The sequence below is a fragment of the Vibrio sp. JCM 18905 genome (genome assembly GCF_055393305.1).
Genome location: NZ_AP043880.1, coordinates 313,743 through 332,106, shown reverse-complemented (window position 1 = coordinate 332,106; position 18,364 = coordinate 313,743). Strand labels below are relative to the sequence as shown.

Below are 18,364 nucleotides of genomic sequence, written 5' to 3'. Positions count from 1 at the left end.
CTCACGTTATACGTACGTAGTGGTGGCTTTATCGGTTGGAGACGGTTAGAGGGGAAGAAGTAGCAAATATCCTTTAAGGCAGACACTGGCTTAAATAGATCTACAAACAAAATCCATGTTAGGAAAGTTTTAAATACGCTGAGCTTATTTTAATGAGCGCCGGTGGCTAAATCACAACATCTAAAGCAAAGAAATCACCCCTGAAAATAACATAACCTAGTGAATAAACTTTCCAGGTAATAATAAAGGAAGCTTTGGTAAGTAAGCACAGGGGCTCAAAACTAGCGCTCGAGACTGGGACCCGGTTCAGCAGAAACCGCATAGAATTGCGCATCAACTCGTCATGACAGGGCTTAGAAAGCATTTCGAGAGAGGAGCCTGCCTCTCAATGCAAGGTTTCAATATGGAAATGGGGTTAAGGTAAGTCGGGTAACCAAAACGAAAAAAGCCCCAGTCTTTCGACTGAGGCTTAATATAAGTGGCGGAGTGGACGGGACTCGAACCCGCGACCCCCGGCGTGACAGGCCGGTATTCTAACCAACTGAACTACCACTCCGCAGTGGTATCACTCGCTTGTAATCAGCAAGTGTCCAAAATTTAAAGCCTGGCGATGTCCTACTCTCACATGGGGAAGCCCCACACTACCATCGGCGCTATTTCGTTTCACTTCTGAGTTCGGCATGGAAATCAGGTGGGTCCAAAACGCTATGGTCGCCAAGCAAATTCTTTAATTCGGAAAGCTGTTTCTTAATTCTCGTTCTTACACATTCAATGCTCTTTCATTGAGTCCATCAAAACCCCTTGGGTGTTGTATGGTTAAGCCTCACGGGCAATTAGTACAGGTTAGCTCAACGCCTCACAACGCTTACACACCCTGCCTATCAACGTCGTAGTCTACGACAACCCTTTAGGATACTTAAAGTATCAGGGAGAACTCATCTCAAGGCTCGCTTCCCGCTTAGATGCTTTCAGCGGTTATCGATCCCGAACTTAGCTACCGGGCAATGCGTCTGGCGACACAACCCGAACACCAGAGGTTCGTCCACTCCGGTCCTCTCGTACTAGGAGCAGCCCCTTTCAATTCTCCAACGCCCACGGCAGATAGGGACCGAACTGTCTCACGACGTTCTAAACCCAGCTCGCGTACCACTTTAAATGGCGAACAGCCATACCCTTGGGACCGACTTCAGCCCCAGGATGTGATGAGCCGACATCGAGGTGCCAAACACCGCCGTCGATATGAACTCTTGGGCGGTATCAGCCTGTTATCCCCGGAGTACCTTTTATCCGTTGAGCGATGGCCCTTCCATTCAGAACCACCGGATCACTATGACCTGCTTTCGCACCTGCTCGAATTGTCATTCTCGCAGTCAAGCGGGCTTATGCCATTGCACTAACCTCACGATGTCCAACCGTGATTAGCCCACCTTCGTGCTCCTCCGTTACGCTTTGGGAGGAGACCGCCCCAGTCAAACTACCCACCAGGCACTGTCCGCAACCCCGATAAGGGGTTGACGTTAGAACATCAACACTACAAGGGTGGTATTTCAAGGACGGCTCCACGCAATCTAGCGACTGCGCTTCAAAGCCTCCCACCTATCCTACACATGTAGGGTCAATGTTCAGTGCCAAGCTGTAGTAAAGGTTCACGGGGTCTTTCCGTCTAGCCGCGGGTACACTGCATCTTCACAGCGATTTCAATTTCACTGAGTCTCGGGTGGAGACAGCGTGGCCATCATTACGCCATTCGTGCAGGTCGGAACTTACCCGACAAGGAATTTCGCTACCTTAGGACCGTTATAGTTACGGCCGCCGTTTACCGGGGCTTCGATCAAGAGCTTCGACCGAAGTCTAACCCCATCAATTAACCTTCCGGCACCGGGCAGGCGTCACACCGTATACGTCATCTTGCGATTTTGCACAGTGCTGTGTTTTTAATAAACAGTTGCAGCCACCTGGTATCTGCGACTCTCAATAGCTCCATCCGCGAGGGACTTCACCGTCGAGAGCGTACCTTCTCCCGAAGTTACGGTACCATTTTGCCTAGTTCCTTCACCCGAGTTCTCTCAAGCGCCTTGGTATTCTCTACCCGACCACCTGTGTCGGTTTGGGGTACGATTCCTTACAATCTGAAGCTTAGAGGCTTTTCCTGGAAGCATGGCATCAATGACTTCACTACCGTAGTAGCTCGACGTCGTGTCTCAGCCTTAAGAGAAACCGGATTTACCTAATTTCTCAGCCTACGCACTTGAACCTGGACAACCGTCGCCAGGCCCACCTAGCCTTCTCCGTCCCCCCATCGCAATTGTAAGAAGTACGGGAATATTAACCCGTTTCCCATCGACTACGCCTTTCGGCCTCGCCTTAGGGGTCGACTTACCCTGCCCCGATTAACGTTGGACAGGAACCCTTGGTCTTCCGGCGAGGAGGTTTTTCACCCCCTTTATCGTTACTCATGTCAGCATTCGCACTTCTGATACGTCCAGCATGCGTTACCACACACCTTCAACCGCTTACAGAACGCTCCCCTACCCAATGCACAAAGTGCATTGCCGCAGCTTCGGTTTACTACTTAGCCCCGTTACATCTTCCGCGCAGGCCGACTCGACCAGTGAGCTATTACGCTTTCTTTAAATGATGGCTGCTTCTAAGCCAACATCCTGGCTGTCTGAGCCTTCCCACATCGTTTCCCACTTAGTAGTAATTTGGGACCTTAGCTGGCGGTCTGGGTTGTTTCCCTCTCCACGACGGACGTTAGCACCCGCCGTGTGTCTCCCGGATAGTACTTACTGGTATTCGGAGTTTGCAAAGGGTTGGTAAGTCGGGATGACCCCCTAGCCTTAACAGTGCTCTACCCCCAGTAGTATTCGTCCGAGGCGCTACCTAAATAGCTTTCGGGGAGAACCAGCTATCTCCAGGTTTGATTGGCCTTTCACCCCTAGCCACAAGTCATCCGCTAATTTTTCAACATTAGTCGGTTCGGTCCTCCAGTTGATGTTACTCAACCTTCAACCTGCCCATGGCTAGATCACCTGGTTTCGGGTCTATATCCAGAGACTGAACGCCCAGTTAAGACTCGGTTTCCCTACGGCTCCCCTAGATGGTTAACCTTGCCACTGAATATAAGTCGCTGACCCATTATACAAAAGGTACGCAGTCACAGGACAAAGCCTGCTCCTACTGCTTGTACGTACACGGTTTCAGGTTCTATTTCACTCCCCTCACAGGGGTTCTTTTCGCCTTTCCCTCACGGTACTGGTTCACTATCGGTCAGTCAGTAGTATTTAGCCTTGGAGGATGGTCCCCCCATATTCAGACAGGATATCACGTGTCCCGCCCTACTCGATTTCACTGAATATGCGTCGTCAGTTACGGGGCTATCACCCTGTATCGCCAAGCTTTCCAGCTTGTTCACCTGACGCCTATAAAGCTTAAGGGCTAGTCCAATTTCGCTCGCCGCTACTTTCGGAATCTCGGTTGATTTCTTTTCCTCGGGGTACTTAGATGTTTCAGTTCCCCCGGTTCGCCTCGTTATGCTATGTATTCACATAACGATACTTACTTATGTAAGTGGGTTTCCCCATTCGGAAATCCCAGACTCAAATGGTTTTTACTACCTAATCTGGGCTTATCGCAAGTTAATACGTCCTTCATCGCCTCTGACTGCCAAGGCATCCACCGTGTACGCTTAGTCACTTAACCATACAACCCGAAGGAGTTTCGAGTTGATAATCAAATCACCAAAGTTGTCTCTCATTATTTGAATGAGCGAGAGACATATCGATTTTGCCGGACTCAAATTCCAAGAACACTTGAATGTGTTTTTAGTTGTATTCCATAAGGAATACTTTGAGAACTTTACAAACAACAATAAATTGTTGTTTTGTCAGCTTTCCAAATTGTTAAAGAGCTAGATTTTCTGATGAAAACCATTTTTAAAAGCACTCATTGAATGCGCTTAAAGATGGTGGAGCTATGCGGGATCGAACCGCAGACCTCCTGCGTGCAAGGCAGGCGCTCTCCCAGCTGAGCTATAGCCCCATCAAGATGTCGATACTGTAGCCAATTTCTTGGAAAAGAAATTGGTGGGTCTGAGTGGACTCGAACCACCGACCTCTCGCTTATCAGGCGAACGCTCTAACCACCTGAGCTACAGACCCAGTATCGTCTCTTTACTTTATAAACCGTATCAATCTGTGTGAACACTCATCGCAATAATCATCGTATAAGGAGGTGATCCAGCGCCAGGTTCCCCTAGCGCTACCTTGTTACGACTTCACCCCAGTCATGAACCACAAAGTGGTAAGCGTCCCCCCGAAGGTTAAACTACCTACTTCTTTTGCAGCCCACTCCCATGGTGTGACGGGCGGTGTGTACAAGGCCCGGGAACGTATTCACCGTGGCATTCTGATCCACGATTACTAGCGATTCCGACTTCATGGAGTCGAGTTGCAGACTCCAATCCGGACTACGACGCACTTTTTGGGATTCGCTCACTCTCGCAAGTTGGCCGCCCTCTGTATGCGCCATTGTAGCACGTGTGTAGCCCTACTCGTAAGGGCCATGATGACTTGACGTCGTCCCCACCTTCCTCCGGTTTATCACCGGCAGTCTCCCTGGAGTTCCCGACATTACTCGCTGGCAAACAAGGATAAGGGTTGCGCTCGTTGCGGGACTTAACCCAACATTTCACAACACGAGCTGACGACAGCCATGCAGCACCTGTCTCAGAGTTCCCGAAGGCACCAATCCATCTCTGGAAAGTTCTCTGGATGTCAAGAGTAGGTAAGGTTCTTCGCGTTGCATCGAATTAAACCACATGCTCCACCGCTTGTGCGGGCCCCCGTCAATTCATTTGAGTTTTAATCTTGCGACCGTACTCCCCAGGCGGTCTACTTAACGCGTTAGCTCCGAAAGCCACGGCTCAAGGCCACAACCTCCAAGTAGACATCGTTTACGGCGTGGACTACCAGGGTATCTAATCCTGTTTGCTCCCCACGCTTTCGCATCTGAGTGTCAGTATCTGTCCAGGGGGCCGCCTTCGCCACCGGTATTCCTTCAGATCTCTACGCATTTCACCGCTACACCTGAAATTCTACCCCCCTCTACAGTACTCTAGTCTGCCAGTTTCAAATGCTATTCCGAGGTTGAGCCCCGGGCTTTCACATCTGACTTAACAAACCACCTGCATGCGCTTTACGCCCAGTAATTCCGATTAACGCTCGCACCCTCCGTATTACCGCGGCTGCTGGCACGGAGTTAGCCGGTGCTTCTTCTGTCGCTAACGTCAAACAACGCCGCTATTAACGACGCCGCCTTCCTCACGACTGAAAGTGCTTTACAACCCGAAGGCCTTCTTCACACACGCGGCATGGCTGCATCAGGCTTGCGCCCATTGTGCAATATTCCCCACTGCTGCCTCCCGTAGGAGTCTGGACCGTGTCTCAGTTCCAGTGTGGCTGATCATCCTCTCAGACCAGCTAGGGATCGTTGCCTTGGTGAGCCCTTACCTCACCAACTAGCTAATCCCACCTAGGCATATCCTGACGCGAGAGGCCCGAAGGTCCCCCTCTTTGGCCCGTAGGCATCATGCGGTATTAGCCATCGTTTCCAATGGTTATCCCCCACATCAGGGCAATTTCCTAGGCATTACTCACCCGTCCGCCGCTCGACGCCGTTATCGTTCCCCGAAGGTTCAGATAACTCGTTTCCGCTCGACTTGCATGTGTTAGGCCTGCCGCCAGCGTTCAATCTGAGCCATGATCAAACTCTTCAATTTAAGATTTTGTCGGCTCAATGAATACTGAACATTACATAAAGTAATGTTTGAATTGACTGTGCTGAATCCGAAGATTCAATGGTCACTTCGTATCATTGAAACCTAATTTGAAACCGAAGTTTCTAATTGGATTATCATCAACGAGTGCCCACACAGATTGATAGGTCTATATTGTTAAAGAGCTTGGCTTTCAGTGCCTTAGCACTTAAGCGAGGTGCGTATAATACGCTTTCCACTTTGAAAGTCAACATAAAACTCTAAAAAGATTAGAACTTTATGGTGACTTGCTTAAATCTTAAGCAAGTGCAAAATAAAGCCTGGCGATGTCCTACTCTCACATGGGGAAGCCCCACACTACCATCGGCGCTAATTCGTTTCACTTCTGAGTTCGGCATGGAAATCAGGTGGGTCCAAATCGCTATGGTCGCCAAGCAAATTCTTTAATTCGGAAAGCTGTTTTTTAATTCTCGTTCTTACACATTCAATGTTCTTTCATTGAGTCCATCAAAACCCCTTGGGTGTTGTATGGTTAAGCCTCACGGGCAATTAGTACAGGTTAGCTCAACGCCTCACAACGCTTACACACCCTGCCTATCAACGTCGTAGTCTACGACAACCCTTTAGGATACTTAAAGTATCAGGGAGAACTCATCTCAAGGCTCGCTTCCCGCTTAGATGCTTTCAGCGGTTATCGATCCCGAACTTAGCTACCGGGCAATGCGTCTGGCGACACAACCCGAACACCAGAGGTTCGTCCACTCCGGTCCTCTCGTACTAGGAGCAGCCCCTTTCAATTCTCCAACGCCCACGGCAGATAGGGACCGAACTGTCTCACGACGTTCTAAACCCAGCTCGCGTACCACTTTAAATGGCGAACAGCCATACCCTTGGGACCGACTTCAGCCCCAGGATGTGATGAGCCGACATCGAGGTGCCAAACACCGCCGTCGATATGAACTCTTGGGCGGTATCAGCCTGTTATCCCCGGAGTACCTTTTATCCGTTGAGCGATGGCCCTTCCATTCAGAACCACCGGATCACTATGACCTGCTTTCGCACCTGCTCGAATTGTCATTCTCGCAGTCAAGCGGGCTTATGCCATTGCACTAACCTCACGATGTCCAACCGTGATTAGCCCACCTTCGTGCTCCTCCGTTACGCTTTGGGAGGAGACCGCCCCAGTCAAACTACCCACCAGGCACTGTCCGCAACCCCGATAAGGGGTTGACGTTAGAACATCAACACTACAAGGGTGGTATTTCAAGGACGGCTCCACGCAATCTAGCGACTGCGCTTCAAAGCCTCCCACCTATCCTACACATGTAGGGTCAATGTTCAGTGCCAAGCTGTAGTAAAGGTTCACGGGGTCTTTCCGTCTAGCCGCGGGTACACTGCATCTTCACAGCGATTTCAATTTCACTGAGTCTCGGGTGGAGACAGCGTGGCCATCATTACGCCATTCGTGCAGGTCGGAACTTACCCGACAAGGAATTTCGCTACCTTAGGACCGTTATAGTTACGGCCGCCGTTTACCGGGGCTTCGATCAAGAGCTTCGACCGAAGTCTAACCCCATCAATTAACCTTCCGGCACCGGGCAGGCGTCACACCGTATACGTCATCTTGCGATTTTGCACAGTGCTGTGTTTTTAATAAACAGTTGCAGCCACCTGGTATCTGCGACTCTCAATAGCTCCATCCGCGAGGGACTTCACCGTCGAGAGCGTACCTTCTCCCGAAGTTACGGTACCATTTTGCCTAGTTCCTTCACCCGAGTTCTCTCAAGCGCCTTGGTATTCTCTACCCGACCACCTGTGTCGGTTTGGGGTACGATTCCTTACAATCTGAAGCTTAGAGGCTTTTCCTGGAAGCATGGCATCAATGACTTCACTACCGTAGTAGCTCGACGTCGTGTCTCAGCCTTAAGAGAAACCGGATTTACCTAATTTCTCAGCCTACGCACTTGAACCTGGACAACCGTCGCCAGGCCCACCTAGCCTTCTCCGTCCCCCCATCGCAATTGTAAGAAGTACGGGAATATTAACCCGTTTCCCATCGACTACGCCTTTCGGCCTCGCCTTAGGGGTCGACTTACCCTGCCCCGATTAACGTTGGACAGGAACCCTTGGTCTTCCGGCGAGGAGGTTTTTCACCCCCTTTATCGTTACTCATGTCAGCATTCGCACTTCTGATACGTCCAGCATGCGTTACCACACACCTTCAACCGCTTACAGAACGCTCCCCTACCCAATGCACAAAGTGCATTGCCGCAGCTTCGGTTTACTACTTAGCCCCGTTACATCTTCCGCGCAGGCCGACTCGACCAGTGAGCTATTACGCTTTCTTTAAATGATGGCTGCTTCTAAGCCAACATCCTGGCTGTCTGAGCCTTCCCACATCGTTTCCCACTTAGTAGTAATTTGGGACCTTAGCTGGCGGTCTGGGTTGTTTCCCTCTCCACGACGGACGTTAGCACCCGCCGTGTGTCTCCCGGATAGTACTTACTGGTATTCGGAGTTTGCAAAGGGTTGGTAAGTCGGGATGACCCCCTAGCCTTAACAGTGCTCTACCCCCAGTAGTATTCGTCCGAGGCGCTACCTAAATAGCTTTCGGGGAGAACCAGCTATCTCCAGGTTTGATTGGCCTTTCACCCCTAGCCACAAGTCATCCGCTAATTTTTCAACATTAGTCGGTTCGGTCCTCCAGTTGATGTTACTCAACCTTCAACCTGCCCATGGCTAGATCACCTGGTTTCGGGTCTATATCCAGAGACTGAACGCCCAGTTAAGACTCGGTTTCCCTACGGCTCCCCTAGATGGTTAACCTTGCCACTGAATATAAGTCGCTGACCCATTATACAAAAGGTACGCAGTCACAGGACAAAAGCCTGCTCCTACTGCTTGTACGTACACGGTTTCAGGTTCTATTTCACTCCCCTCACAGGGGTTCTTTTCGCCTTTCCCTCACGGTACTGGTTCACTATCGGTCAGTCAGTAGTATTTAGCCTTGGAGGATGGTCCCCCCATATTCAGACAGGATATCACGTGTCCCGCCCTACTCGATTTCACTGAATATGCGTCGTCAGTTACGGGGCTATCACCCTGTATCGCCAAGCTTTCCAGCTTGTTCACCTGACGCCTATAAAGCTTAAGGGCTAGTCCAATTTCGCTCGCCGCTACTTTCGGAATCTCGGTTGATTTCTTTTCCTCGGGGTACTTAGATGTTTCAGTTCCCCCGGTTCGCCTCGTTATGCTATGTATTCACATAACGATACTTACTTATGTAAGTGGGTTTCCCCATTCGGAAATCCCAGACTCAAGTGGTTTTTACTACCTAATCTGGGCTTATCGCAAGTTAATACGTCCTTCATCGCCTCTGACTGCCAAGGCATCCACCGTGTACGCTTAGTCACTTAACCATACAACCCGAAGGAGTTTCGAGTTGATAATCAAATCACCAAAGTTGTCTCTCATTATTTGAATGAGCGAGAGACATATCGATTTTGCCGGACTCAAATTCCAAGAACACTTGAATGTGTTTTTAGTTGTATTCATAAATGAATACTTTGAGAACTTTACAAACAACAATAAATTGTTGTTTTGTCAGCTTTCCAAATTGTTAAAGAGCAATAATAGCTCGAAGCTTTCGCTTCAAAACCATCAATCTGTGTGAACACTCATCGCAATAATCATCGTATAAGGAGGTGATCCAGCGCCAGGTTCCCCTAGCGCTACCTTGTTACGACTTCACCCCAGTCATGAACCACAAAGTGGTAAGCGTCCTCCCGAAGGTTAAACTACCTACTTCTTTTGCAGCCCACTCCCATGGTGTGACGGGCGGTGTGTACAAGGCCCGGGAACGTATTCACCGTGGCATTCTGATCCACGATTACTAGCGATTCCGACTTCACGGAGTCGAGTTGCAGACTCCGATCCGGACTACGACGCACTTTTTGGGATTCGCTCACTCTCGCAAGTTGGCCGCCCTCTGTATGCGCCATTGTAGCACGTGTGTAGCCCTACTCGTAAGGGCCATGATGACTTGACGTCGTCCCCACCTTCCTCCGGTTTATCACCGGCAGTCTCCCTGGAGTTCCCGACATTACTCGCTGGCAAACAAGGATAAGGGTTGCGCTCGTTGCGGGACTTAACCCAACATTTCACAACACGAGCTGACGACAGCCATGCAGCACCTGTCTCAGAGTTCCCGAAGGCACCAATCCATCTCTGGAAAGTTCTCTGGATGTCAAGAGTAGGTAAGGTTCTTCGCGTTGCATCGAATTAAACCACATGCTCCACCGCTTGTGCGGGCCCCCGTCAATTCATTTGAGTTTTAATCTTGCGACCGTACTCCCCAGGCGGTCTACTTAACGCGTTAGCTCCGAAAGCCACGGCTCAAGGCCACAACCTCCAAGTAGACATCGTTTACGGCGTGGACTACCAGGGTATCTAATCCTGTTTGCTCCCCACGCTTTCGCATCTGAGTGTCAGTATCTGTCCAGGGGGCCGCCTTCGCCACCGGTATTCCTTCAGATCTCTACGCATTTCACCGCTACACCTGAAATTCTACCCCCCTCTACAGTACTCTAGTCTGCCAGTTTCAAATGCTATTCCGAGGTTGAGCCCCGGGCTTTCACATCTGACTTAACAAACCACCTGCATGCGCTTTACGCCCAGTAATTCCGATTAACGCTCGCACCCTCCGTATTACCGCGGCTGCTGGCACGGAGTTAGCCGGTGCTTCTTCTGCAGCTAACGTCAAATCCATACGCTATTAACGCATGAACCTTCCTCACTGCTGAAAGTACTTTACAACCCGAAGGCCTTCTTCATACACGCGGCATGGCTGCATCAGGCTTGCGCCCATTGTGCAATATTCCCCACTGCTGCCTCCCGTAGGAGTCTGGACCGTGTCTCAGTTCCAGTGTGGCTGATCATCCTCTCAGACCAGCTAGGGATCGTCGCCTTGGTGAGCCCTTACCTCACCAACTAGCTAATCCCACCTGGGCATATCCTGACGCGAGAGGCCCGAAGGTCCCCCTCTTTGAGCCGAAGCTATTATGCGGTATTAGCCATCGTTTCCAATGGTTATCCCCCACATCAGGGCAATTTCCCAGGCATTACTCACCCGTCCGCCGCTCGACGCCGTTATCGTTCCCCGAAGGTTCAGACAACTCGTTTCCGCTCGACTTGCATGTGTTAGGCCTGCCGCCAGCGTTCAATCTGAGCCATGATCAAACTCTTCAATTTAAGATTTTGTCGGCTCAATGAATACTGAACATTCCTTTGCTAATAAATAGCTAAAGTAATGTTTGAATTGACTGTGCTGAGTCCGAAGACTCAATGGTCACTTCGTATCATTGAAACCTAATTTGAAGCCGAAGCTTCTAATTGGATTATCATCAACGAGTGCCCACACAGATTGATAGGTTTATATTTTTAAAGAGCTTTTCTAACTTATCCAGCAACTTAGTTGCTCGTCGTTAGGGGTGCGTATCTTACTCCGCACCGTGAGAGAGTCAAGCATTTTTTCAAATTTCTTTTTCTCTCACTTCCGACTCGCTGTGTGACTTTCGTCTCACTCCGTGTCGGTGGATGCGCAGTATAGGGAGTTGAGAAATTAGTACAAGCGTTTTTTGCAAAAAAACTTTCAACCGAACAAATAGCAATCACTTTGTATATATACCAAGCGATCTTGGCTATTTTCTCTCATTTAAAAGGATCTTTCCTCAAGAAAAGGGCGTCTCTACCTGAATTAAGATCTTCAAATTTGATGCAATTGACGCAAATGGTCTTCGCTCAACGTGCTTTTTCTCTTCGTCCTGCTGTATAAAAGATAAAAAAGAGCAGAACGATGACGAACTGCTCTTTGGTCTTTGCTTTTTACTTGGGATACTTCAGGTGAAGTCTTGGAAATTGCTTCTTCTATATAGAAGAAAAGATCAGAGCATCCTTGCCCTTCTCTTTTACGACAGATTAGCTAGGGGATATCTAAATGTCGTGGTTGTTCGATGACACATTGAGCTCGTAAGAGTGGAGCATGCTTGCATTCCCAATGGCGTCATCTTCGAGAGGAACTTAGTTCTTCAATACTTTTACGGTGTAGCTACCATCTTTTTGTTGGTACAGACCGTGGATGTCGGTTTCGAAACCTGGGTAATGCGCACCGATCTCACAAAGCATCTCTAGGAAGTCCAGTACAGGGCGAGACTCTTGAGTCACCATTTCACCAGGAAGTACTAGTGGCACACCTGGAGGGTAAGGAAGGATCATGTTCGCACTTACGCGACCCACCATTTCTTCCAGTTTGATTTCTTCTACGTTACCGCGAAGCTCTTCTTGCCATGCTGCGTGTGGTGTTACTTTCATTTCTGGAAGTACATCGAACGCTTTGTACATTAGCTCTGGTAGGTTGTATTTCTTAGTTAGGTCGTGAATTGCTTGTGCTAGTTCTTGAACGCGCATGCCTTCATAGAAGCTTGGGTCTTCGTTATATAGCGAAGGAAGGAAGCTCTTGATGGTTAGGTTCAAGTCGTAGCCACGTTTAAATTCAGTCAGACCGCGTAGCAATTGCATTGCTTTTGATTTGTCGATACCGATTGAGAATAGGAACAACAAGTTATATGGGCCTGTTTTCTCAACCACGATGCCGCGCTCGTCTAGGAATTTAGCCACCAGCGAAGCAGGAATACCTGATTCTTCTAGTTCGCCTTCTTTATTCATCCCCGGAGTTAGTAGCGTTACTTTGATTGGATCAAGATACATGTGGTTGTCATCCATGTTCTTGAAGCCGTGCCATGTGTCGCTAGGATCTAGTTTCCAACACTCTGTGGTATCGATGTTTTCTGGTTGCCATACATCGAAGAACCAACTGTCGCTTTCTGCTTCTAGACGTTTAATCTCTTTACGGAAGCGGATTGCGCGATCGATAGAGTCTTGCATCAACTTCTTACCAGTGTTGCCGCGCATCATTGCCGCTGCAGTTTCAGTAGAAGCCACAATGCCGTACTGAGGTGAAGTTGAAGTGTGCATCATGAATGCTTCGTTGAAAGATTCTTTGTCAAAGTCACCTTTCACGTGAATCATTGAAGCTTGTGAGAACGCTGCCAACAGTTTGTGTGTTGATTGTGTTTCGTAGAACACTTTGCCTGGCATCGCTTCACCACTCATACCACATTTACCTTCGTAAATTGGGTTGAAGTTAGTGTAAGGCACCCAAGCACTGTCGAAGTGGATATGTTTACAATCTAGCGACTCTTTGATGAATTGCGTGTTGTACAACAGGCCATCGTAAGTTGAGTTAGTCACTACCGCGTAAGATGGCGCAGTTGCACCTGGTGTTTTCGCCACTTTCTCTGCAATGACATCGCGGCTGAATTCTCTTTGTGGAATACCACCAAGGATGCCGTATGCGTTACGGGTTGGGCGGAAGTAGATTGGAGTAACGTCACTCATCATCATTAGGTGAGTCAGAGATTTGTGACAGTTACGGTCAATCAGTACTGTGCTGCCCGCAGGCGCTGAGTACATACCAACGATTTTATTCGATGTAGACGTACCGTTAGTTACGATGTACGAGCTGTCTGCATTGAATGTGCGTGCGATGTATTCTTCTGCATCTTTATGTGGACCTGAGTGGTCTAGTAGAGAACCTAGCTCAGGCATTGAGATTGATACGTCCGCTTTAAATGTATTTGGACCGTAAAAATCGTAGAAGATGCTACCAGCAGGGCTTTTCTGGAATGCAGTACCACCCATGTGACCTGGAGTACAGAAGGTGTATTTACCTTCTTCTACGTATTTGAATAGCGCTTTAGTGAATGGAGGCATGATGGCATCTTTGTATGCCTCTGTCGCTTGGTTGATTTTGATAGCGATGTCGTCAGCCATACCTAAAGCGTACTCGAAGAAGCTCACATTTAGACGTAGGTCTGTTAGTGAAATATCGAGAGTAGACTGTTCATTAGCAAATGCGTGAACAGGCAGTTTTTCGTTGATTTGGCTAATACGTTCACATAGCTCTAGTGAGTATTTATCCCAGTCGAACAGCACACCGCAAATGCGTGGGTTCATCTCAATCATTTTGATCAAGTCTTTATCATCTACTGGGTAAACCACTTCGTAGCCCGCTTTCTCAAGAGCAGCGTGAAGTTGACGAACTGGCTCTTCTTTAAAGAACACACCCATGTGGTTCAAGATAGCGAAAATATTCATTTGGACATCTCCAAGGCGAATGAAGGCGCTCTCTGCCATTTACAGGCAGTGAGTAAGGTGAGCGCCGAGTGAATTTGTTTTTTATTGGCGGGCACCGAAGTGCCAGCGTTTGGGGATTAGTTGCTTGCTTGAGCAGGCATGTCGTCAGCGTGTAGCTTCATGTACTGAGCTAAGCCGGCTTTTTTGCTGTAGAACATCAAGATAACGAGAGACACGATGAAGGTTGCTGTTAGCGTACCGCCTTCTGCACCAGCAAGGGCAATGAAGCAGAACAGACAAGCTACACCAGAGAACAGCATTACGAAGCCGTTACGTGTTGTCATACCTTCGAAGCGAATCAAGTTAATGCTTGAGTAGAAGTAAGGCAGCATAGTTAGTAGAACTGCATCAGTCGTTAGCTGGTTGAACAGGTCTGATGCGTGTGCTGTTTTAGAGCTGAAGAACATCAGTACAACCATTAATGCTGTCATCTTGATTGACGCAAGGATTAGACCTTTCTTAGGCACACCGTTTTTGTCAGTTTCGCCGTAGATTTTAGGGAAGTTGCCATCGCTTGCTGCACGTTTACCAGCCTCGCCCACCAGCATCATCCAAGAACCTAGCGAAGTGAAACATGCTAGTGCTGTGAATGCTGATACGAATGGGGCTGTCCAGCTACCGAATAGCTCAGTGGTTGCCAATGCAAATGGCGCACCTGATGCCGCAACTTCAGAAGCAGGGAACATGCCGCTGATCATTTGAGTTGATAGGATATAAATCACACCTGCGATACCAGTACCCAGCATGGTTGCTAGCGGTACAGTACGTTTAGGATTTTCTACCATACCTGTCGATACTGCTGCTGATTCCACACCAACGAATGACCATAGACAGATAAGAACCGCAGTCACAATCGCATGGCTATCCGTACCCGCAGATACGTTCCAGTTTTGGCTGTATAGCGCAGTGTCGAAGTGCGTCCAACCAAACGCCGCTGTACCAACAACAGGAATGAGGATTAGAACAAGACCAAGCGTACATAGACGGCTTACCCAGCTACCACCAAGTAGGTTAACGAAAGTGAAGATCCATACCGATGCAATCGTCGCAATACCTGCTGGGATTGGGTCATTAAGCACAGGGAAGAATACTGAAAGGTAAGAAACACCTGTAATAGCAATAGCTAGGTTACCAATCCAGTTCGCGTGGTAATAAAGCACGCCCGTTTGGAAACCAAAGACAGGTGAAACTTCGCCAGCGTAAGCGATAGGACCACCTTCTTGAGGGTTTTTGGTTGCCAGACGAGCGTAAACAAACGCAAGGCTCAGTGCACCGATCAAACAGATCAACCAACTGAAAATTGAAACAGAGCCTACTGAAGCTAGGCTAGAAGGTAACAGTGCAATACCACTACCCATCATGTTACCGGCTACTACACCCGTACAGGCAATTAGGCCGATTTTTTTCGTATTCGATGACATAACATCTCCAAATCTATTCTACTCAAGTCAACGTGACTCAAACTGAACGGTTATTAGCGAGATGCTATGAAGTAGATACCTGCTCGACCTCGCTAAATTTCGAAGTGAAGACTACGCCCAAAAATCGGGAAAAAAATAAACTTGGCGTTATCAATAAAATGATTAGTTAATCAACATCAAGTTGAGATAAACATGATAAACACAAAAACATAAAACTATATTATTCATGCAGTTATAAGAAAAATATCAAGCCTTCTACCGATAGATAAACTTTCATCAACTCGTTGGTAATCGCGATAAAAATTATCAACCTCAATCAACTTCCCCGTCCCGAAGGGTTGATTCCCTGAACCTGTTGATTCCATAAATCTCTCCCTGATCGCGCTTTTTGACCCACATCAATATTCATCTCGCCTGCAAGAAAGCATCAAAATCATTCTCGCCACATAACTCAGCCAGACACTCCATACAATCAATAGAGATAGAGATAGAGATAGAGATAGAGATAGAGATAGAGATAGAGATAGAGAAGAAAACCGGATATGTCTTCCCGTTGCAAGCTTGCGTTACTGGCTCCTTCGTAAGTCATTACCCCACCGCCCACCCTTTTCACTTTTCGACAGCTACAAAAAAGCCCCTCACCGAAATGAGGGGCTAGTATTAAACTGACGTAGAGTGAGAGAGAATTAAAGCATTCGAACGACAGAAGGGTGAACAGCGCGATACATGGCGTAATCAATCGCCTTCATGTTACTTGGGAAGACCAAGTTTTCGCACAGCAGGTACGTCTCAACCGACGTATCAATATAGAAAGCTTCGCTGTAAGACTCACTGGCCAAATCCAGATCACCATCCAATTCAGCGTGTTTACCACGAATCACATAAGACAGCACCGAATCACGTAACCTCAAAGCCTGCCCAAGATGCTGCTTGGCTGAGGCCATGTCACCAATAATGGTTTCGTGCAGGGCTAAAGCTTCATAAATTCGCGGTTGAATTGGCCCAACCATCATTTTTACGTTAGTTTCTAGTGCGTCACTCAACTGCTGCACTCGCCCTTTCTTCAACTCCTGTGAAAAATCGAGCACCTTCTGCACGTGGTAAGCAATTAATAACTCTGCCTGAACGTAAGCGTTATCTGGCTCAATTTCTAAAATGTTTTCCATCAAGTTGACGCCTTGGCGAAACTGCTTGGCATCCGAGACATTGAGATAATGGTTAGCTTGAACAAACAGCTCCAAAGCATCCGGGTTTATCGGCATTCCCGCCACCAGCATCGTGGATTTCAGCTTGGCATCCGGTACTTTCAGGACTTGCATCAAGTCTAACGACGCTTGTTGAAGCACAGTCTTTAAATGGCTGCTGGTTAACGCGTATTGACGACTAAACAACACCTTTTCAGATGAGTTATTGCGATATTCCACCTCTAAAAAGCTGCCACCCTCATTTTCACGAACCCGCACCACAACCGATTTGCCCGGCACAATACCCGAGGTAAACGACGCCTTCTTTAGCATGACTCGGTAATCGCTCACTTGAGCAATGTCGGACATCAACTTTTGGGCAAACCCGTCTGCCAAGTCGTAGCTTAACCCTTCGCTCGTGAAGTTATCTTGAAACTTGAATTCGATAAGGTGAGTATCGATGGCTTGAGTAATACGCACTTCCGATTGCTTGTAGGTAAACACGCCCATCACCACAACCAAGACACTGATCCAGATGAAGTTCATGATCCCAAGGCGCCACGGACTGATTTTATTTTTTTTCTGAGGGGCCTTTTTCTCTTTAGACATCTCACAGACCGCGCGAGTCAGAGGGCCAGCAGGAAAGGTGACGGCAGGTGCGATAGGTAGAGTATCTTCTTCTGATTCTTCAACAATAGGAGGAAGAGTTTCTGAATCACAATGACGACTTGCGAGGAATTCCTCTAGTGTCATTGGGGTCACATTCGCCACCAGCTTGTAACCACGTTTCGGCACTGTAATGACGTAGCTGGTATTTTCTTCCCGACCGTCCCGCAGTAATTTACGCAACTCAAAAATGGACTGAGTCACCACTTGATCGGTCACAATCGCCCCTGCCCAAACGTATTGGATCAATTCCTCACGATTGAACACCTCATTCGCATGCTCCGCTAGGAAATGCAGAAGATTAATTAAGCGTGGCTCAACAGTAACTTCCCTATCTTGTCGATACAGCTTATTTTCATCAACGCTTAAAACCCAGTCATTGATTTGAAAATAGACTCCAACCATGTATGAAAACTCTCGTATCTACAGACAGCGCTACGGCAGGAATCAAACAATGGTCAATTCCTACAGGTAACTAAAGGCGAGATTATAGGTGGGAAAACGGCGTGCACCTAGAAAAGCAAGCCGCCAAAAATGCAAACTTAAGTTAAGTGATGCAGAAATGAGACTACTCAAGTGCTGCAAGGATAGAACAATGAGTAGCATCATCGTCCGTATGACCGCAGCAAGCATCATTGATCTTCTTCAAAGCTCGACGAATTTTCGTTAGCTCGTTAATTTTTCCATCAATCAGCTCTAACTTAGCAGAAGTAATAGCTTTAACCTCTGCACAGCTGTGTTCTGTCGCTTCTAGTTTGATTTCTAGTAGCTCTTTAATCTCATCCAGGCTCAGGCCCAGCTCTTTACCTTTAAGGATGAAGTGTACCTGCTTTTGATTCTCTTCATTATAGAGACGATAACCTGATTCACTTCGACCTGCGGGCTTTATCAGCGCGTTTTTCTCATAAAAACGCAGCGTATCTGCCGTCACACCACAACGTTTTGCCAGTTCACCTATCTGAAACATAACTTTCCCTATTAACTATCTCGTTACTTTTAAAGCTAAAGAACCTCTTTTTCACAATTATTTTTGAGATGCCAAACGATTGCGCGAGCTTTTTTGT

The 18,364-nt window shown here is 48.0% G+C and carries 5 protein-coding genes, 3 tRNA genes and 6 rRNA genes; all 14 read right to left on the bottom strand.

Features of this window, described 5'->3' with window-relative positions:
• Nucleotides 1–479: 479 nt before the first annotated feature.
• Nucleotides 480–556 (bottom strand) — tRNA-Asp (locus tag ACZ5ZC_RS18175).
• 46 nt (nt 557–602) lie between these two features.
• A 5S ribosomal RNA gene (gene rrf / locus ACZ5ZC_RS18170) occupies nt 603–719 on the bottom strand.
• A 93-nt stretch (nt 720–812) separates the two neighbouring features.
• A 23S ribosomal RNA gene (locus tag ACZ5ZC_RS18165) occupies nt 813–3,702 on the bottom strand.
• A 263-nt stretch (nt 3,703–3,965) separates the two neighbouring features.
• Nucleotides 3,966–4,041, bottom strand: a tRNA-Ala gene (locus tag ACZ5ZC_RS18160).
• A gap of 42 nt (nt 4,042–4,083) precedes the next feature.
• A tRNA-Ile gene (locus ACZ5ZC_RS18155) sits at nt 4,084–4,160 on the bottom strand.
• A gap of 66 nt (nt 4,161–4,226) precedes the next feature.
• Nucleotides 4,227–5,779: ribosomal RNA gene (locus ACZ5ZC_RS18150) — 16S ribosomal RNA — on the bottom strand.
• Nucleotides 5,780–6,094: 315 nt separating this feature from the next.
• Nucleotides 6,095–6,211, bottom strand: a 5S ribosomal RNA gene (rrf, locus tag ACZ5ZC_RS18145).
• 93 nt (nt 6,212–6,304) lie between these two features.
• Nucleotides 6,305–9,195: ribosomal RNA gene (locus ACZ5ZC_RS18140) — 23S ribosomal RNA — on the bottom strand.
• 278 nt (nt 9,196–9,473) lie between these two features.
• A 16S ribosomal RNA gene (locus tag ACZ5ZC_RS18135) occupies nt 9,474–11,026 on the bottom strand.
• The 16S, 23S and 5S rRNA genes sit together here with 3 tRNA genes alongside, the layout of an rRNA operon.
• Nucleotides 11,027–11,854: 828 nt before the next feature.
• On the bottom strand, nt 11,855–13,990 hold the full coding sequence (locus ACZ5ZC_RS18130; protein ID WP_464932175.1) for a lysine decarboxylase CadA: 2,136 nt from the start codon (nt 13,988–13,990) through the stop codon (nt 11,855–11,857).
• A gap of 116 nt (nt 13,991–14,106) precedes the next feature.
• Complete coding sequence (gene cadB, locus ACZ5ZC_RS18125) at nt 14,107–15,450, bottom strand: cadaverine/lysine antiporter (protein WP_005397292.1); 1,344 nt, start codon at nt 15,448–15,450, stop codon at nt 14,107–14,109.
• 224 nt (nt 15,451–15,674) lie between these two features.
• Complete coding sequence (locus ACZ5ZC_RS18120; RefSeq protein ID WP_256965648.1) at nt 15,675–15,815, bottom strand: hypothetical protein; 141 nt, start codon at nt 15,813–15,815, stop codon at nt 15,675–15,677.
• A gap of 321 nt (nt 15,816–16,136) precedes the next feature.
• On the bottom strand, nt 16,137–17,705 hold the full coding sequence (gene cadC, locus ACZ5ZC_RS18115) for a lysine decarboxylation/transport transcriptional activator CadC (RefSeq protein ID WP_104971041.1): 1,569 nt from the start codon (nt 17,703–17,705) through the stop codon (nt 16,137–16,139).
• A 163-nt stretch (nt 17,706–17,868) separates the two neighbouring features.
• The gene (gene zntR, locus ACZ5ZC_RS18110; RefSeq protein WP_005397290.1) at nt 17,869–18,267 is read right to left on the bottom strand and encodes a Zn(2+)-responsive transcriptional regulator; all 399 of its coding nucleotides are present in this window, start codon (nt 18,265–18,267) and stop codon (nt 17,869–17,871) included.
• Between the last annotated feature and the right edge of the window lie 97 nt (nt 18,268–18,364).

Bases quoted from the DNA above. Each gene is read 5' to 3' on its own strand.
- zntR (WP_005397290.1), bottom strand. From the start codon at position 18,267: ATGTTTCAGATAGGTGAACTGGCAAAACGTTGTGGTGTGACGGCAGAT.
- cadC (WP_104971041.1), bottom strand. From the start codon at position 17,705: ATGGTTGGAGTCTATTTTCAAATCAATGACTGGGTTTTAAGCGTTGAT.
- ACZ5ZC_RS18130 (WP_464932175.1), bottom strand. From the start codon at position 13,990: ATGAATATTTTCGCTATCTTGAACCACATGGGTGTGTTCTTTAAAGAA.
- cadB (WP_005397292.1), bottom strand. From the start codon at position 15,450: ATGTCATCGAATACGAAAAAAATCGGCCTAATTGCCTGTACGGGTGTA.
- ACZ5ZC_RS18120 (WP_256965648.1), bottom strand. From the start codon at position 15,815: ATGGAATCAACAGGTTCAGGGAATCAACCCTTCGGGACGGGGAAGTTG.